Origin of the sequence: Rhizobium alarense (assembly GCF_021555155.1) — a bacterium.
In the GTDB taxonomy this organism is placed as follows: Bacteria; Pseudomonadota; Alphaproteobacteria; order Rhizobiales; family Rhizobiaceae; genus Rhizobium_D; species Rhizobium_D alarense.
This window is the reverse complement of record NZ_JAKGBU010000008.1, coordinates 75,761-91,955: the sequence shown is the minus strand read 5'-3', so window position 1 is coordinate 91,955 and position 16,195 is coordinate 75,761. Positions and strand designations below refer to the sequence as shown.

The 16,195-nt window shown below is 64.1% G+C and carries 19 protein-coding genes; 9 read left to right on the top strand and 10 right to left on the bottom strand.

Annotated elements, in window-relative coordinates:
* Positions 1-249 (bottom strand): VOC family protein (locus tag LXM94_RS04505; RefSeq protein ID WP_235769941.1); only part of this gene is annotated, 249 nt, incomplete at its 3' end.
* Positions 250-257: 8 nt separating this feature from the next.
* Positions 258-974: a ribonuclease PH gene (gene rph, locus LXM94_RS04500; RefSeq protein WP_235769940.1), complete on the bottom strand. Its 717-nt coding sequence runs from the start codon at positions 972-974 to the stop codon at positions 258-260.
* A gap of 186 nt (positions 975-1,160) precedes the next feature.
* Between rph and hrcA the strand changes: the two genes are divergently transcribed.
* Together hrcA and grpE are read left to right on the top strand one after the other, a co-directional pair.
* Positions 1,161-2,240, top strand: a complete 1,080-nt coding sequence (hrcA, locus tag LXM94_RS04495) for a heat-inducible transcriptional repressor HrcA (RefSeq protein WP_235769946.1) — start codon at positions 1,161-1,163, stop codon at positions 2,238-2,240.
* A 210-nt stretch (positions 2,241-2,450) separates the two neighbouring features.
* A complete protein-coding gene (gene grpE / locus LXM94_RS04490; RefSeq protein WP_235769939.1) occupies positions 2,451-3,077 on the top strand; it encodes a nucleotide exchange factor GrpE in 627 nt (208 codons plus the stop codon).
* Positions 3,078-3,196: 119 nt separating this feature from the next.
* Here the strand turns inward: grpE and ptsN are convergent, their stop codons facing one another.
* From ptsN to lptC, 6 genes are all read right to left on the bottom strand, one after another.
* Positions 3,197-3,661: a PTS IIA-like nitrogen regulatory protein PtsN gene (gene ptsN / locus LXM94_RS04485; protein WP_235769938.1), complete on the bottom strand. Its 465-nt coding sequence runs from the start codon at positions 3,659-3,661 to the stop codon at positions 3,197-3,199.
* Positions 3,662-3,736: 75 nt separating this feature from the next.
* A complete protein-coding gene (hpf, locus tag LXM94_RS04480) occupies positions 3,737-4,312 on the bottom strand; it encodes a ribosome hibernation-promoting factor, HPF/YfiA family (protein WP_235769937.1) in 576 nt (191 codons plus the stop codon).
* A gap of 258 nt (positions 4,313-4,570) precedes the next feature.
* The gene (gene rpoN / locus LXM94_RS04475) at positions 4,571-6,121 is read right to left on the bottom strand and encodes an RNA polymerase factor sigma-54 (protein ID WP_235769936.1); all 1,551 of its coding nucleotides are present in this window, start codon (positions 6,119-6,121) and stop codon (positions 4,571-4,573) included.
* Positions 6,122-6,336: 215 nt separating this feature from the next.
* Positions 6,337-7,122 carry an LPS export ABC transporter ATP-binding protein gene (gene lptB, locus LXM94_RS04470; protein ID WP_235769945.1) on the bottom strand — a complete coding sequence of 262 codons (786 nt, stop codon included), beginning with the start codon at positions 7,120-7,122 and terminating at the stop codon, positions 6,337-6,339.
* A gap of 34 nt (positions 7,123-7,156) precedes the next feature.
* Entirely contained in the window at positions 7,157-7,717 is a 561-nt protein-coding gene (locus tag LXM94_RS04465) for an LptA/OstA family protein (protein WP_235769935.1), read from the bottom strand.
* A gap of 8 nt (positions 7,718-7,725) precedes the next feature.
* Positions 7,726-8,391, bottom strand: coding sequence for an LPS export ABC transporter periplasmic protein LptC (lptC, locus tag LXM94_RS04460; protein WP_235769944.1), 666 nt, complete (start codon positions 8,389-8,391; stop codon positions 7,726-7,728).
* Positions 8,392-8,615: 224 nt separating this feature from the next.
* Here lptC and sppA point away from each other — a divergent pair, with 224 nt between their 5' ends.
* The 3 genes from sppA to LXM94_RS04445 are packed head-to-tail and all read left to right on the top strand — an operon-like array spanning position 8,616 to position 10,264.
* A complete protein-coding gene (sppA, locus tag LXM94_RS04455) occupies positions 8,616-9,563 on the top strand; it encodes a signal peptide peptidase SppA (RefSeq protein WP_235769934.1) in 948 nt (315 codons plus the stop codon).
* Between the two features lie 27 nt (positions 9,564-9,590).
* Positions 9,591-9,893: an integration host factor subunit beta gene (locus tag LXM94_RS04450; protein WP_235769933.1), complete on the top strand. Its 303-nt coding sequence runs from the start codon at positions 9,591-9,593 to the stop codon at positions 9,891-9,893.
* 26 nt (positions 9,894-9,919) lie between these two features.
* Positions 9,920-10,264 carry a LapA family protein gene (locus LXM94_RS04445; protein ID WP_235769932.1) on the top strand — a complete coding sequence of 115 codons (345 nt, stop codon included), beginning with the start codon at positions 9,920-9,922 and terminating at the stop codon, positions 10,262-10,264.
* Between the two features lie 4 nt (positions 10,265-10,268).
* On the opposite strand, the gene LXM94_RS04440 is transcribed toward LXM94_RS04445, so the two are convergent.
* Both LXM94_RS04440 and LXM94_RS04435 read right to left on the bottom strand, forming a co-directional pair.
* Positions 10,269-10,727 (bottom strand): CoxG family protein, encoded by a 459-nt coding sequence (locus LXM94_RS04440; RefSeq protein WP_235769931.1) that lies wholly within the window; start codon positions 10,725-10,727, stop codon positions 10,269-10,271.
* Between the two features lie 14 nt (positions 10,728-10,741).
* Complete coding sequence (locus LXM94_RS04435; RefSeq protein ID WP_235769930.1) at positions 10,742-11,200, bottom strand: SRPBCC family protein; 459 nt, start codon at positions 11,198-11,200, stop codon at positions 10,742-10,744.
* Positions 11,201-11,338: 138 nt separating this feature from the next.
* On the opposite strand from LXM94_RS04435, the gene LXM94_RS04430 reads away from it, so the two are divergent.
* The 4 genes from LXM94_RS04430 to LXM94_RS04415 are packed head-to-tail and all read left to right on the top strand — an operon-like array spanning position 11,339 to position 16,135.
* A complete protein-coding gene (locus LXM94_RS04430; RefSeq protein WP_235769929.1) occupies positions 11,339-12,454 on the top strand; it encodes a class I SAM-dependent methyltransferase in 1,116 nt (371 codons plus the stop codon).
* Positions 12,451-13,308, top strand: a complete 858-nt coding sequence (locus LXM94_RS04425; RefSeq protein ID WP_235769928.1) for a TrmH family RNA methyltransferase — start codon at positions 12,451-12,453, stop codon at positions 13,306-13,308. Before LXM94_RS04430 ends, LXM94_RS04425 begins: the two co-directional genes overlap by 4 nt.
* Positions 13,305-13,796 (top strand): signal peptidase II, encoded by a 492-nt coding sequence (gene lspA / locus LXM94_RS04420; RefSeq protein ID WP_235769927.1) that lies wholly within the window; start codon positions 13,305-13,307, stop codon positions 13,794-13,796. The genes LXM94_RS04425 and lspA overlap by 4 nt, the downstream gene beginning before the upstream one ends.
* A gap of 56 nt (positions 13,797-13,852) precedes the next feature.
* Positions 13,853-16,135, top strand: coding sequence for a hybrid sensor histidine kinase/response regulator (locus tag LXM94_RS04415; RefSeq protein WP_235769926.1), 2,283 nt, complete (start codon positions 13,853-13,855; stop codon positions 16,133-16,135).
* The last annotated feature ends 60 nt before the right edge of the window (positions 16,136-16,195 follow it).

The window sequence follows — 16,195 nt, the reverse complement described above, 5'->3', positions numbered from 1 at the left end:
GGCATGGCCCGGACCGTCAGCACCATGCGGCGGTACGGGCAACGCCTCTGCCGGGGGTGGCGTCATCGTTTCGCGCGGATTGAAGATCAGGAGCACGCCCGCGCCGCAGCGGAAGAACACGTGCCGGTTCTTCTGCCGCGTGATGCGCACGAGCCCGAGAACGCCGCCGTAGAAGGCCTCGGCCGCATCGAGATCCTCCGCATAGAGCGCGGTTTCAAGGATGCCTTCGATTGCGACCGGGACCGTCATCGTCTTGATCAGGCGAGTGCCTGCTTCTGGAGCGAAACCAGGTCGCCGATGGAGGATTTCGCGAGCCCCATCAGGGAGGAGAACTCCTCCTCGCTGAACGGTTTGCCCTCCGCCGTGCCCTGGATTTCGACGATGCCGCCAGCACCCGTCATGACGAAATTCGCATCTGTTTCCGCCGCCGAATCCTCCAGGTAGTCGAGATCGACGACCGACTGGCCCGCGAAGATGCCGCAGGAGATGGCCGCCACGTGGTCCTTGAGGACGCGCTCGACCTTGATCATGCTGCGCGTCTCCATCCATCTCAGGCAGTCGTGCAGTGCAATCCAAGCGCCGGTTATGGAGGCCGTGCGCGTGCCGCCATCCGCCTGAATCACGTCGCAGTCGAGCGTAATCTGGCGTTCGCCGAGCGCTTCGAGGTCGACGACCGCCCGCAGCGAGCGACCGATGAGGCGCTGGATCTCCTGCGTGCGCCCGCCCTGCTTGCCGGCGGCGGCTTCGCGCCTCGTGCGTTCGCCGGTCGCGCGCGGCAGCATGCCGTATTCCGCCGTCACCCAGCCCTTGCCGCTGTTGCGCAGCCACGGCGGCGTCTTCTCCTCGAGGCTTGCCGTGCAGAGCACATGCGTGTCGCCGAACTTGACGAGACAGGAGCCCTCGGCATGTTTTGAGAAATTGCGCGCGAAGGAAATGGCGCGCATCTGGTCGGTTCTTCTGCCGGACGGCCGCATCTGGAGACTCCAATGCTCTGCTTTCGATGGCGAAGCTTCTAGACGAGTTCGGCGCCGGAGGAAATCGCTGATCCCGCCCCGGCGGCCGATTTGTGCGCCTGATGCCCCCAAGCCGCGATTTTCCTTGTAAGTGCAGGCCGGCGCTCACTATATTCAGAGGGAAGGAAGGAAGACGGCTTGCAGGATATGGTGCTGAGAACACCGGCTGAGAAGGACTTTCATGCCGCCCTCGACGAACGGTCGAGCGAGATTTTCCGCCGTATCGTCGAAGGTTACCTGGAGAACGGCGAGCCGCTCGGCTCGCGTAACCTGTCGCGCATCCTGCCGATGTCGCTTTCGCCCGCCTCCGTCCGCAACGTGATGAGCGACCTTGAGGATCTCGGCCTTATCTACTCCCCGCATGTGAGCGCCGGCCGGCTGCCGACGCAACTCGGCCTGCGCTTCTTCGTCGACGCCTTCATGCAGGTGCGCAACATCTCGGAAGAGGATCGCGCTTCGATCGACCAGCATGTCGGCCGGCGGCTGCACGGCCAGACCGTGGAAACCATGATGACGGAGGCGAGTCGCATGCTGTCCGGCATGTCGCGCGGCGCCGGCCTTGTCATCACGACGAAGAATGACGGTGTGCTGAAACACGTCGAGTTCATCCGTCTCGAGCCGACCAAGGCGCTGGTCGTTCTCGTGGGCGAGCACGACCAGATCGAAAACCGCATCATCGAACTGCCGGCGGGCACGACGAGCTCGCAGCTGACCGAGGCGGCGAACTTCCTCAACGCACATCTGGGCGGGACAACGATCGGGGAGGCGCGCGGCCAGCTGCGGCGCCTGCGCGACGAGATCAGCGGCGAACTCGACAAACTGTCGCAGGATCTGGTGGAGCGTGGCCTTGCGGTCTGGTCCGGCAGCCGCGACGAGGCGCGGCCGACGCAGCTCATCGTGCGCGGTCACGCCAATCTGCTGGAAGGGCTTGCCGGCGTGGAGGATGTCGATCGCCTCCGCATGCTCTTTGACGATCTGGAGAGGAAGGACAGCCTGATCAGCCTGCTCGACCTCGCCGAGACCGGCCCGGGCGTCCGCATCTTCATCGGATCGGAAAACAAACTCTTCTCGCTGTCGGGCTCCTCGCTGATCGTGGCGCCCTACCGCGACAGCGACGAGAAGATCGTCGGCGCCGTCGGCGTCATCGGGCCGACGCGGCTCAACTATTCCCGCATCGTGCCGATGGTCGACTACACCGCCCAGATCATGTCGCAAATGTCCCGCTAATGCCTGTCTGGGAAAACGGAAAGGGACGTCCGTCCAGGCACGCGTGCGCCATGCGGATCACCGCCGCGGGACGCTGCCCCAGGCGGTTTCGGTGCGTCGAGCAGGGAGAACAATGCTGTTCACTGGCGCTCATCATCCGGATAAGTCTTGATTTTTGAGGCTCGAACCTCGATATCGGACGCGAATTGGACCAATCAATCGGAGTACGTCATGACCGACGAGACCAAGAAACACGGACCTGACGCGGCGGCCGAAGACCTTCAGGCCGCAGAGGCTGCGCAGCCGGGCGATACCGTGGAGGCGCAGGCCATACCGACAGAGCCCGACCCGCTGGAGGTTCTGCGCGCGGAGAACGTGGATCTTCGCGACAAGTATCTGCGGCTCGCCGCGGAAATGGACAATCTGCGTCGCCGCACGGAGCGCGACGTGAAGGACGCGAAATCCTATTCCGTCGCCGGTTTCGCGCGGGACATGCTGGCCGTGTCCGACAACCTGCGCCGGGCGCTGGAGGCTATACCGGCCGAAGCGCGCGAAGCGGGCGACGCCGGCTTCAAGGCGCTTGTCGAAGGCGTGGAGATGACGGAGCGGTCCATGCTTGCGGCCCTCGAGCGTCACGGGGTGCGCCAGTTGGAGCCGATGGGCGAGAAGTTCGACCCGAACTTCCACCAGGCGATGTTCGAAGTGCCGAATGCCGAGGTGCCGAACAATACGGTCGTCCAGGTGGTCCAGGCCGGGTTCGTCATCGGCGAACGCGTGCTTCGGCCCGCAATGGTCGGCGTTGCCAGGGGCGGCCCGAAATTATCCGCTGTCGAAGCCGAGACGCCGGCGCAGGCCTGAGCGCGCGCTGCAGCGCGAACAGGCGCCTGTGGGTGGCTGAAATGGGTGGCTGAAACACGAAACCCCGACGGATCGCTCCGTCGGGGTTTCGTTGTTGGATGCCTCGCTCGCCCTTGTCCTCAGGCCGCGCTGGTGATGTGCTCTTCGCTGAGGCAGGCGTAGATCGCCGTTGCCGATTCCGAGGCACGCAGTTTGGCGACCATGGCCGGATCGCGCAGCACGCGGGCGATGCGCGACAGGGCCTTCAGATGATCAGCGCCGGCGCCTTCCGGCGCCAGCAGCAGAAAGACAAGGTCGACCGGCTGGTCGTCCAGCGCCTCGAAATCGACTGGCGTCTCGAGGCGGGCGAACAGGCCGACGATCTGCGGCAGTTCCTTCAGCTTGCCATGCGGAATGGCGATGCCATTGCCAACTCCCGTCGAGCCGAGCCGCTCGCGCTGAAGGATCACGTCGAAGATTTCGCGTTCCGGAAGCCCGGTCAGCTTGGAAGCCTTGATCGCCAGTTCCTGAAGCAGCTGCTTCTTGGAATTGGCCTTCATGGCCGGAATGATCGCATTCTGCTGCAGCAAACCTGCCAATGCCATACTTTTGTCCTCGTGTGCCGCAGTGACAGGCCGGTGGGAATGCGTCGCGCCGTGGCGCATTCCCGGACCTGTCACTCAGCCTTTGATATTGGCTGCATCAATCCAGCCAATATTGCCATCGTTTCGCCGATAGACGATGTTGAGCTGTTCTTGGCCAACGCTGCGGAAAAGCAGGACGGGCTCGTCCGTCATGTCGAGCGCCATCACGGCGCTGGCGACAGACATGGTCTTGAGCTTCTTCGTGCTTTCCGCAACGATGGTCGGGGCATAGTCCTCCGGAAGCTCGTCGGCCTCATCGGGTACGGAATCCATGACCGTGTAGGCCACTTCGGCATAGGCATCATGGCCGTTGCCGTTGTGATGATCCTTCAATTTGCGCTTGTAGCGGCGGAGCCGCTTCTCGATCCGTTCGGACGCAGCGTCGAAGGCCGCGTGCGGATCGTTGGCTTCTCCATTCGCCTGCAGCGCCACACCGGTGTCGAGATGGACCTTGCAGTCGGCGCTGAACCGCGAACCTGCCTTTTCCACGGTGACCTGGCTCGAATATCCTCCATCGAAGTATTTGGCGATTGCCTCGGCAACCTGTTCCTCGATCCGAAGACGGAAGGAGTCGCCAATTTCCATATGTTTGCCGGATACACGCACACTCATGGAGTTTCCTCTCTCGTTGTGATTTGCGCGTAGCAGTCTATTCCAACCCCATTCGTGATCCAAGCTTTTCACGCATGCAAGCCTGCAAGGGCCCATATGTGGAGGAAATCGGGGATTGAGCGGCGATCCGTCTTCTCATCGAATGCGGTGGGCCCTCTACCTCGTCCTCCCGTTCGAGTCAATCGCCACGTTCTAGTCCACCAAGCAGGTCCGAGGCTGGACTGCGACTAAGCGAACGGATGCCGCCGTTGCGAGACGTCAGGCGGCGGGGATCTTCGCAAGCGCCCTCTTCTCGCGCCGGCGCTGCACGGACGAGGGAATGTTCATCGCTTCCCGGTACTTGGCGACGGTCCGGCGGGCGATGTCGACGCCGCCTTCCTTCAGCGCGTCCACGATATCGTCGTCCGACAGAACGGCGTCCGGACGCTCCTGGCCGATCATCGCGCGGATGCGGTGACGGACGGCTTCCGCCGAATGATTGTCGCCGCCCTCCGCCGAGCCGATCGAAACGGTGAAGAAATATTTGAGCTCGAACAGGCCGCGCGGCGTCAGCATATATTTGTTGGAAGTGACGCGGCTGACGGTCGACTCGTGCATCTTGATCGCCTCGGCGATCGTCTTCAGGTTCAGCGGGCGCAGGTGATCCACGCCATGCACCAGGAAGGCATCCTGTTGGCGCACGATCTCGCTTGCCACCTTCATGATGGTCCTGGCGCGCTGGTCGAGGCTGCGCGTCAGCCAGTTGGCATTCTGCAGGCAGTCGGCGAGGAAGTTCTGGTCCTCGCCCTGCCGGTCGGACCGGCCGCAGACGCGGTTGTAATAGTCCTGGTTGACGAGAACCCGCGGCAGCGTCTCGGGATTGAGTTCGATATGCCAGGAGCCGTCCGCCGCCGGGCGCACGACGATATCCGGCACGACGGATTCCGAGGCGGCCGGCTGGAAGCTCGAACCGGGCTTCGGATCCAGCTTCCGGATTTCCGCCAGCATGTCGATGAGGTCTTCCTCGTCCACGCCACAGAGTTTCTTGAGCGTCGCGAAGTCGCGGCGGGCAAGCAGTTCGAGGTTGCCGACGAGGGTGGCCATGGCCGGGTCGAGCCTGTCGCGAGCCCGCAGCTGGATCGCTAGGCACTCGCTGAGCGAACGCGCGAAAATGCCCGGCGGGTCAAGTTCCTGGAGACGCGCAAGCACGCGCTCGACGTCGGCGACCGGCTTGCCGAACCGCAAGGCGGTCTCGGCGAGGCTGGACTGCAGATAGCCGGCTTCGTCGAGCTGGTCGACGAGATGGGCGGCCATCAGACGGTCGCCGGGCGCGCTGAAGGAGAAGGGGATCTGGCGCAGCAGAAACTCCGAAAGGGTCGTGTGCCCGGCCACGAAGTCATCGAGGTCGTAGCCCTCGCCGGCGTCGCTGGCGCCGGGCATCGACTTCCACTGGCCGAGGAGCTCCGGCGCGTCGGCTTGCCGAGGCCCGGCGTCGTCCGGGAAGACGTTGTCGAGATTGCCGTCGAAGCTCTCGGAGACCGGCATCGCCCCGGAGGCCGAGGCATAGAGGTCGCGCTGCTCGTCGCCGTGGCCCGTGGCCTGCGGGCGCTCCTCGTGCACCGAAAAATAGTCGCTGTCGCCCGGCTCGGCGTCGTAGTAGTTCTCATCACTGCCGACGAGCTCGAGCAAGGGGTTCTTTTCGACTTCCTGCTCGATGAAGTGATGCAATTCCAGATGGGTCATCTGCAGCAGCTGGATCGACTGCATCAACTGCGGCGTCATGACCAGGGACTGGCTCTGCCGCATCACGAGGCTGGCTGCGAGTGCCATTTTGGACGCTGAACTCCCGATTACGGCCGACGGAAGCGAGCTCCCTCATGTCGGCCGATCCCAACTGGCCCAAAAATTGCTTTTTTATGAGGTTTGGTCAAGACACAGCATGAACATCTGGTAAATTTGATTGCGCTGCAGCATGGCGCAGACACGATAGTAGCTTGTCTGCCGCGCTGGCAAGCGACTTGTTGACGCTACGGCAGCCCGCTGGCTTACAGGCTGAAATTGTCACCGAGATAGAGCCTGCGGACGTCGGGATTGTTCACGATGTCGTTGGCGCGGCCGTGGGTCAGGACCTCGCCGGCGTGGATGATGTAGGCCCTGTCGATCAGCCCGAGCGTTTCGCGCACATTGTGGTCGGTGATCAGCACGCCGATGCCGCGCGACGTCAGGTGCCGGACAAGCGCCTGAATGTCGGCGACCGAAATGGGATCGACGCCGGCGAAGGGCTCGTCGAGCAGCATGAAGGTTGGATCGGTCGCCAGGGCGCGGGCAATCTCCAGCCGCCGCCTTTCGCCGCCGGAAAGCGCAATTGCCGGAGATTTGCGCAGATGGGCGATCGAGAATTCGGCAAGCAGGCTGTCGAGCTTGGCTTCGCGGCGTGCCTTGTCGCGGTCGTGTACTTCGAGCACCGCACGGATGTTCTGCTCCACGGTGAGGCCGCGGAAGATCGAGGCTTCCTGGGGCAGATATCCGACGCCGAGCCGCGCACGGCGATACATCGGCATCGTCGTCACGTCATTGCCGTTGATCTCGATCGAGCCGACATCGACGGGCACGAGCCCGGTGATCATGTAGAAGCAGGTGGTCTTGCCGGCGCCGTTCGGCCCAAGCAGTCCGACGGCCTCGCCGCGCCGGACGACCAGCGACACGCCGTTGACGACTCGCCGCGTGCGATAGGATTTCGTCAGGCCGCGCGCGATCAGCGTGCCTTCATAGCGCGACAAGTCGACGGCGCGACCGGGGTCTGGCGCCTCTTTCTTCGCTCGGCGCGACAGACGGGAGAGGAGTTTCAATGTCACGGGCGGCTTGTCAGTTGGTCTTTCGGGACTTCGGGTCGAGCTGAATCATGACCCGGCCGCCGCAAGCATCAAGCTTGGCCTCGCCGGTCCGCATCAGCACGGTGAGCTGGCAGCCGACGAAAACGTTCTTGCCTTCCGAGAGAACCACCTTGTCTCCTTTCAGCACGAGGGTTTCGTCCACCAGATTGAACGTGCCGTTGTCGGCGGTGGCCTGCTGCGTGCCGGACTGCAGGAAGACCCGATTGGAGACGTCGATCTTTTCGATGTCGGCATTGCCGCTCGACACGTCGCCGCCATCGGCGCGGTAATACACCACCATGTTGCCGGCCTGCAGCGTCGTCGTTCCCTGAACGACCTTCACATTGCCGCTGAACTCGGCCTTGTTCTCCTGCTCGCGGATCTCAAGCTTGTCGCTCTGGATCTGGATCGGCTTGTCGTTCGAAAGCTCCAGCCCCTTCATCCGGCTGTTCGTCTCCTGGGCCATTGCCGGTGGCAGGCAGGCAGCGACGCAGGCCCCCGCAAGAAGGAAGGCGGCTGTAGGACGCAGGACGAATGCGGAAGCGACGCGCATGGTTGAGCCTATTGTTTGCTGTTGCGAATGGCCGACGGGTCGATATTGACCGTGACCGTTCCCTCGAATGTGACGATCCTGCCTTTATCTGTCATTCTCAGGGACTGCGCAACAATCGACGCTTCCTTGGACTGGATCGAAACCGGGTGGCTGGTGGACATGCTCCCGCCATTGATGTCGAGATGCGCATCCTGGAAAGAGGCCTGGAGGCCGGTGTTGAGCTTGATGCTGAACGGCGCGATCATATCCAGTACGTTCTTGCCGCGGTCATAGACGCCGGTGCTGGCATCGACCTGCGCGACAATCGATTCGTTGACCGGCATCTGGGCGCGGATGTTCTCCAGCGTGATGACGTTCGGGTTCCTGATGTCCTGAAGCGCCCGGTCGGCCTTCATGGAGTAGCTGATGTCCTGCTGGTTGCGCCCGGAGATCGCAGGGTTCTGCATCACGATCTTGCCATTCTCGATCGTCGCGCCGGCAATCTCGATGTCGTCGGGCAGGTATGTCCGGACGACCGAAACGGCGACAAAGATGGCTGCGATGACGGTGGCGGCAACCGGAAGCAGGAGCTTGAGCAGGCGCACGCGGCGGGAGTGGCGCATCGCCATGCGATAGGCGGCCGCGGACGCGACCGGCGGCATCGACATTCCCGAGTTGGTCACCGTATTCAGCATGATTCCGTTCGTTGTGCGGCGGCTGCGACGCGGTCGCGTGACAAATGCTCGGCCGTGGCGCGGTCCGACGACCTCGCCCATATGGCGATTATTCCCAAAGAAACAATGGATCGGCAAAAATTGCGACGACCATTTGCTATCGACCCATCTAATGCCATAACGATCGGGACTTTGGCAATCGAACGATCGGCGCGCGTCGGCGTCAACTGGCTGAGGATATCGACATGGACCCTTCCGCTATCGCCGGGCGCCGCTCCATGCGGCGCAAGCTGACTTTCTGGCGCGTCGCGACCGTTGTTGTCGCGATCGCAGCGGTGTTTGCCGCCGTGATGGCGCGGTGGCCCGCGACCACGCAGGACCATATCGCCCGCGTATCGATCGCCGGAATTATTCAGGATGACAGGGAACTGCTGGAACGGCTCGATCGGATCGCGCGAAACGACCGGGTGAAGGCGCTCGTCGTCTCGATCGCTTCGCCGGGCGGAACCACCTACGGCGGCGAAATCCTGTACAAGGCGATCCGCAAGGTCGCCGCGAAGAAACCCGTCGTTTCGGACATACGAACGCTCGCCGCCTCGGCCGGCTACCTGGTCGCGACGGCCGGCGACACGATCATCGCCGGCGAAAGCTCGATCACCGGATCGATCGGCGTGCTCTTCCAGTATCCGCAGGTCAAGCAGCTGATGGACAAGATCGGCGTTTCGCTGGAAGCCATCAAGTCCGCTCCGCTCAAGGCGGAACCCTCGCCCTTCCAGCCGGCGAGCGAGGAGGCGAAGGCGATGATCCAGGCCATGGTGAACGACAGCTACGCCTGGTTCGTCGATCTCGTCTCCGCTCGGCGCGGCCTGCCGCGCGGCGAGGTTCTGCGTCTTTCGGACGGGCGCATCTATACGGGCCGCCAGGCCCTTGCCGCCAAGCTGGTCGACCGTCTCGGCGATGGCGACGACATCAGGGCCTATCTGACGGAGAGGGGCGTCGATACGAGCCTGAAGGTCGTCGACTACGAGCCGAAGGGGTCGGGCGGGCTCTTCTGGATCTCCGCGGCCGTTTCCGAAGTCCTGAAGGGTATCGGCCTTGATGGAATCGGCGCATCCACCGCCATCGAAAGGCTCGGGGGCGAAAAGTTGTTTCTTGACGGTCTTGTCTCCGTTTGGCAGGTTGGTCCCGATTGAAAAACAAGGATTTTTGAGGGGGATAACGTGATCAAGTCGGAACTGGTGCAGATCGTGGCGGCACGAAATCCGCACCTCTATCACCGTGACGTGGAGAACATCGTCAACGCCGTGCTGGACGAGATCACCGATGCGCTCGCCGCGGGAAACCGCGTGGAGCTGAGAGGCTTCGGCGCCTTTTCCGTCAAGAACCGCCCGTCGCGTTCGGGACGCAACCCGCGAACCGGCGATTCCGTCTTCGTCGAGGAAAAATGGGTCCCCTTTTTCAAGACGGGCAAAGAACTGCGCGAACGCCTCAACCCCGATCAGGCGGACGACGCAGCCGACTGAAACCTGGACCCCTGCGGGAGACGTGAATGCTGAAGAGAATCGTCAATGTTGCGATTCTGGCGCCGGTCGGTATCGTGCTGATCGTCCTGTCGGTCGCCAACCGCCAGCCGGTCACGCTGGCCCTTAACCCCTTCCGTCCCGAAGACGGCGTGCTTTCCGTGACGGCGCCTTTCTTCGTCTATCTGTTTTCGGCCGTCATTCTCGGATTGCTGCTCGGTTCCGCGGCAACCTGGCTCAGCCAGGGCAAGCACCGCAAGCGGGCGCGCAACGAGGCGTCCGAAGCCGTCAAGTGGCACAGCGAGGCGGAAAAGCAGAAGGCGCGCGCCGAAACGCTTGCCGGCAACGGCGGCCTGCTGTCCGACGGGCGCTGAAAGCTCAGCCGACGGCCTTCCGGTTCTGCGCCATCGCCTCTGACAGACTGCCCAGGAACCGCGACACCGTTCGCCGTATCACCGGTTCGAGCACGAAGGCGCCGAGCTGTGCAAGCTTGCCGCCGAGATCCGCATTGAGATCGTAGGACAGCCGCGTTCCGCCATCGGCGTCGTCGAGCGTTACGGTGGCCCGCCAGATGCTGTCGCCGGCAAGGCCGCCCTTGCCGGCGCCGCTGATCGCGAGCTTCGTCGGGGGCTCGACGTCGTTGAAGTGTACGCCGCCCTTCAGCACCGGCGCGATGACGCCGAGATTGATCTTGATGCGTGTCACGAGTCGCGTCTCGGTCTTGAACCGCGCGGAGACGCATCCCGGGATGCACGTGCGGAGCACCTCCACGTCGTGGAGCGCATTCCACACGGCCTGGCGCGGAGCGGCGATCGTTTGGATTCCGGTCAGATGCATGGTCTGTCTTCCGATCAGGATGTCCGCGCGGGCTCTCCGCCGATGCGGGCGCCGAGGTCGGCGAAGAACTGCGCGGCAAGTTTCTTGGATGTGGAATCGATGAGGCGTGATCCGAGCTGCGCGAGTTTTCCGCCGATCTGCGCCTTCACGTCATAGGAGAGAATGGTCTCGTCGCCGTCGGGCGTCAGCTTCACGTCCGCCCCGCCCTTCGCGAAACCTGCGATGCCGCCCTTGCCTTCGCCGGCAATCGTATAGCTTTCGGGCGGGTTGAGATTCGACAGCGTCACCTCGCCGGTGAAGGTCGCTGAAACCGGGCCAATTTTGATCTTGACGACCGCCTCCAGCTCCGTCGGCGATTTCATCGTCAGGGATTGGCAGCCGGGGATGCAGTCCCTCAGGACGTCCGGGTCGTTCAGCGCCGCCCAGACGATGTCGCGCGGCGCCTTGATCCGCTCTTCGCCAACCATGTCCATGACTGTCCCTCCCGCGTCTGCCGGTCGTCCGCGTTATCGCAGATCGGAAACAGCTTTGCCAAGTGGGACCGGAATGCTATTTGGTCTCGCCTTCGGCCCGGTCGACGATCGGGAGCCGCAGAGTGAAGATGGGCACGGATGGTAAAAGACAAAACACGGCGGCAGAAGAACGGCTCTTCGCGTCCAGGTGGGACGACTGACGCGGGCTCCAAGCGCGGCGAACCGCGGCGGGCCGCCGGCGCACCGGCCGGCAAGCCGCCGCTGCTCCACGTCAGGAAAGCCAGGCAGGAGGCGGTATCGCCTGCCGAAGCCGCCCGGCCGTTGCAACGCCACGCCGGCGACAAGCCGCGGGAAAATGTGCCTCTCATCCTGGAAACGGACGGGGGGGATGCCTATCGTCTGATCGACAGCGGCAACGGCGAGAAGCTCGAGCAGTATGGACCCTACCGCATTGTGCGCCCGGAAGCCCAGGCCCTCTGGCCGCGGGCCCTGCCGGATGCCGTCTGGGACGGAGCCGACGCGGTCTTCACCGGCGATACGGACGAGGACGGCATGGGCCGCTGGCGTTTTCCGGGAATGGCGCTCGGCGAGACCTGGCCGATGAAGCTGCTCGACACGGATTTCCACGGGCGGTTCACCGCCTTCCGCCACGTCGGCGTCTTTCCCGAGCAACTCGCGCACTGGCGCTGGGTGCAGGAGCGCATCCGCAAGGCCGATCGGCCGCTGAAGGTGCTGAACCTTTTCGGCTATACGGGCGTGGCGTCGCTCGTCGCCGCGCGAGCGGGTGCGGATGTGACGCATGTCGATGCCTCGAAGAAGGCGATCGGCTGGGCGCGCGAGAACCAGGCGCTCTGCCGCGGCGAAAATCTGCCGATCCGCTGGATCTGCGAGGATGCGATGAAGTTCATCCTGCGCGAAGAACGGCGCGGCAACGGCTATGACATCGTGCTCGCCGACCCGCCGAAATTCGGCCGTGGCCCGAACGGCGAGGTCTGGCAGCTCTTCGAGCACCTGCCGCTGATGCTTGACGTGTGCCGCGCGATCCTCGCGCCGCAGGCGGTCGGATTTGTTCTGACGGCCTATTCCATCCGCGCCAGCTTCTATTCCATTCATGAACTGATGCGCGAGACCATGCGCGGCTGCGGCGGCATTGTCGAATCGGGCGAACTGGTCATCCGCGAACGCGGCCTCGAGGGCCGCGCGGCGGGCCGCGCGCTCTCCACATCCCTCTTCAGCCGTTGGATACGCGAATGACTGAGTTCAATGCGGGACAGTTGCGCCGTGTCGGGCAGGTGAAGGAGGTTACGAGCCTCGCCAATCCGATCGTCAAGGACATCAAGGCGCTGGCGCAGAAGAAGGCGCGGGACGAAAGCCGCTCCTTCATCGCCGAGGGCCTGAAGCTCGTCATCGACGCGATCGAGCTCGGCTGGACGATCCGCATCCTCGTCTATGCCAAGGCCGCAAAGGGCAAGCCGCAGGTGGAACAGGTTGCCGCGCGCACCGTGGCAAGCGGCGGCCTCGTGCTCGAGGTCAGCGAGAAAGTGCTCTCCGCCGTAACGCGTCGCGACAATCCGCAGATGGTCGTCGGCGTCTTCGAGCAGCGTTATTCGCCGCTCCGGGAGATCCGGCCGAAGCCAGGCGAGACCTACGTGGCGCTGGACCGGGTGCGCGATCCCGGCAACCTCGGAACCATCATCCGCACCGCCGATGCCGCGGGTGCCTCCGGCGTCATCCTCGTCGGAGAGACGACCGACCCCTTCTCGCTGGAGACGGTTCGCGCGACGATGGGTTCGGTCTTCGCGGTCCCCCTCGTCAGGACGAACGTTGCGGATTTTGTCCGCTGGAAGGCAGAGAGCGGCGCCATGGTGGTCGCGACCCATCTGGCAGGCGCTGTCGATTACCGCGCCATCGACTACCGCAGGAAGCCCGTCGTTCTGCTGATGGGCAACGAGCAGGCAGGCTTGCCGGACGAGCTTGCGCGGGAAGCCGATGCGCTTGCCCGCATTCCTCAGGCCGGCCGGGCCGACTCGCTCAACCTGGCGATCGCCACCGGCATCATGCTGTTCGAGGCGCGTCGTCATCTCCTGACACTGGACGCTGACGCATGAGCGACAGGATACCGCTGTTGTCGCGGCCGGCGCCGGTCGTCGTCTTCATCCTTCTCGCCGTTCTTCTCGACCAGGCGCTCAAGGTCGTCGTCGACACGCTGCTGCCGTTCCAGGATGCCGTTCCGGTCGTCCCCATGCTGGCGCTCTATCGCACCTACAACTACGGCGTGGCCTTCTCGATGCTGTCGGGCATGGAGGGCTGGTTCATCGTCGGCCTGCGTCTCGTCGTCGTCGCCTTCGTGGTCTGGCTCTGGCGACAGACACCGAAGGCGCGGGGCATCGCCCATGCGGGCTATGCCTTCATCATTGCCGGCGCGATCGGGAACCTTGTCGACCGCCTGCTGTATGGTTACGTCATCGACTATGTGCTCTTCCACACGCGCACGTGGTCCTTTGCCGTCTTCAATCTTGCCGACAGCTTCATCACGATCGGCGCCGGGCTCATCATTCTCGACGAGCTTGTTCTAATGCGGCGGCGCGATCGTTAAAATGCGATCGGTTTGATGAAGCGCTTTTGAACGCCCGGCATGGTATGCGGGGCGTCATGAGTGAACCCGCAAAGCTTCAGAAGCGGCTGGAAGCCGAGTTCCGGTCTCCGGCGCGGCCGGGCGACGAGCCTGCCGCCGGGCGAGACGGCGGCTTGTCCGACGCCCCCCATCCCCTCGGTCCCCACCCTGACGACGTGGACAGCGAAGGGGAACCGGAGGGCGCGGCGACTGTCCGGCGCGTCATTGCCGGCACCGGCCTGATCTTCGCCGCCTTTGTGCTGGCGACCGGAATGACGGCCGGGTTCTATCTTTCCGCGATGGCGCTCGCATTCGCCGGCCTGGCGGGCGGCGTCTATCTCCTGAACGACCGGCGGTCCTCGCGGCGGCAAGCCGTGCACGAGGGCGAGGAGCGCGCCGACAGAAGCTGGGAGCGGGACGAGACGTCGCTCATCGTTTCGGCTGTGCACGACATGCTTGGCGATATCGTGGTCGTGCGCACCCTCGACGGCCGCATCCTTCGTGCCAACCGGACCATGCAGACGCTGTTCGGCGGGATGGAGGTGGTCGGTAGCACCTGCGAAGCGCTGGGTCTCGCCTTCCGGTCGCAATCGAGCCCGCACCGCTACGATATCGAGATCGAGATGGCGGAAGGCCCTCGGGTCTTCTGCTGGCATGACATCACCGTTCGCGACCCCGAAACCGGCGCGCTTGTCGTCCATAGCATCGCGCGCGATGTGACCGAGGAACGCCGTGCAGAGGGAGAGCGGGAGCAGGCACGGCTGAAGGCGGAGCGCGCGAGCGAGGCGAAGTCGCGGCTGCTTGCGACTGTGAGCCACGAGATCCGAACGCCGCTTTCCGGAATCCTCGGCATGTCGCATCTGATCGGACAGACGCGGCTGTCCGCCGAGCAGAAGAACTATCTTGCGGGAATCCGCCAGTCCGGCCACGCGCTCGTCCAACTGGTTGACGACCTTCTCGACTTCTCGACGATCGAGGCGGGCCGGTTCCAGCTCCGTCCGACCGAGCAGCCCGTCCGGCCGATTCTTGAAAGCGTTGTCGAAATGCTGTCGGCTCGGGCGCATGAGAAGGGGATCGAGATCGGTTCCTTCGTCTCGTCCGACGTGCCGCTGCTGCTCGATCTGGATGGCGCCCGGCTGCGCCAGATTCTCTACAATGTCGTCGGCAATGCGGTGAAATTCACCCCGTCCGGCGGCGTCTCGCTTGAGACGCGGCTGGAGGACGGCCATGTCGCGATCGCGGTGGCCGATACCGGACCAGGCATGTCGCCGGAGGCGCAGGCGAGAATCTTCGCGGAATTCGAGCAGGCCGGCAGTGCATCGCAGAAGTCCGGCGGGACGGGCCTCGGTCTCGCAATCTCCGCCAATATTCTGCGCATGGCCGGTGGCTCGCTGACGGTCAGAAGCGTTCAGGGGCAGGGCAGCACCTTCACGATCCGCATGCCCGTCGGCATGCCTGCGGGCATGGCGGAGGCCGTCACGTCGCGTCGCGGCATCCTGCGCATGGCGAACGTTTTCCTGTTCGCGCCACAGGGGCCGTGTTCGGCTGCCCTGGTCCGCACCGTCGTCGGACTCGGCGGTCGATGCCGACTCGTGTCGGACGTGGAAGATGCCCTGGAGCTGGCGCGGACTGCAGGCACGACGGAATGGACCGACATCATCGTCGACAACCGCGTGGCGGGACCGTTCCGTCGGGAACTCGCGGGTCTTCCGGCCTTTCGTGACCGCTCCGCCCGGCGCATATATCTCGTCAATCCGGAGGAGCGCACCGGCCGCGCGATCGGCAACGGCGAAGGCTTCGATTCCTGGCTGATCCGTCCGCTCCGCGAGCGCTCGCTGGTCGAGGTCCTGCGCGGACGCATGAAAGGCATCGAGACGCGCGACGCGATCAACGACAACCAGCCAACCGGCACGGAATTTTCAGGCAACCCTGAAACGCCCGGAAAACCCGAGCGGCAACGCACGATCGTGCTGGCGGAAGACGATCCCGTCAACGCCATGCTCGTGCGCGCGATGCTGAGCAAGGCGGGCCACGCCGTGCGGGTGGTCGGCGACTTTCCAGCGTTGCTTGCAGCCTGTGCACAAGGCTCTGCGGGCCCGGACCTCATCGTCACCGACGTCAACATGCCGGGCGGCGAGTGCATTGAGACCGTCGGGCATCTGCGCGCGCTCGAACCTGCCCTGCCGATCGTCGTGCTGACCGCCGATCGGCGCGATGCGCTCAGGCACCAGCTCCTTGCCGCCGGCGCGGATATCGTGCTGGCCAAGCCGCCCGAGCCGTCCGAATTCCTGGGTGAGATCGAGCGTCTTCTGAACGCCTGATCCGCGGTTCTCCGGTGCCCGGCGGAACCGGGACGTCCTGTGCCGCCGTTTGAGGAACGC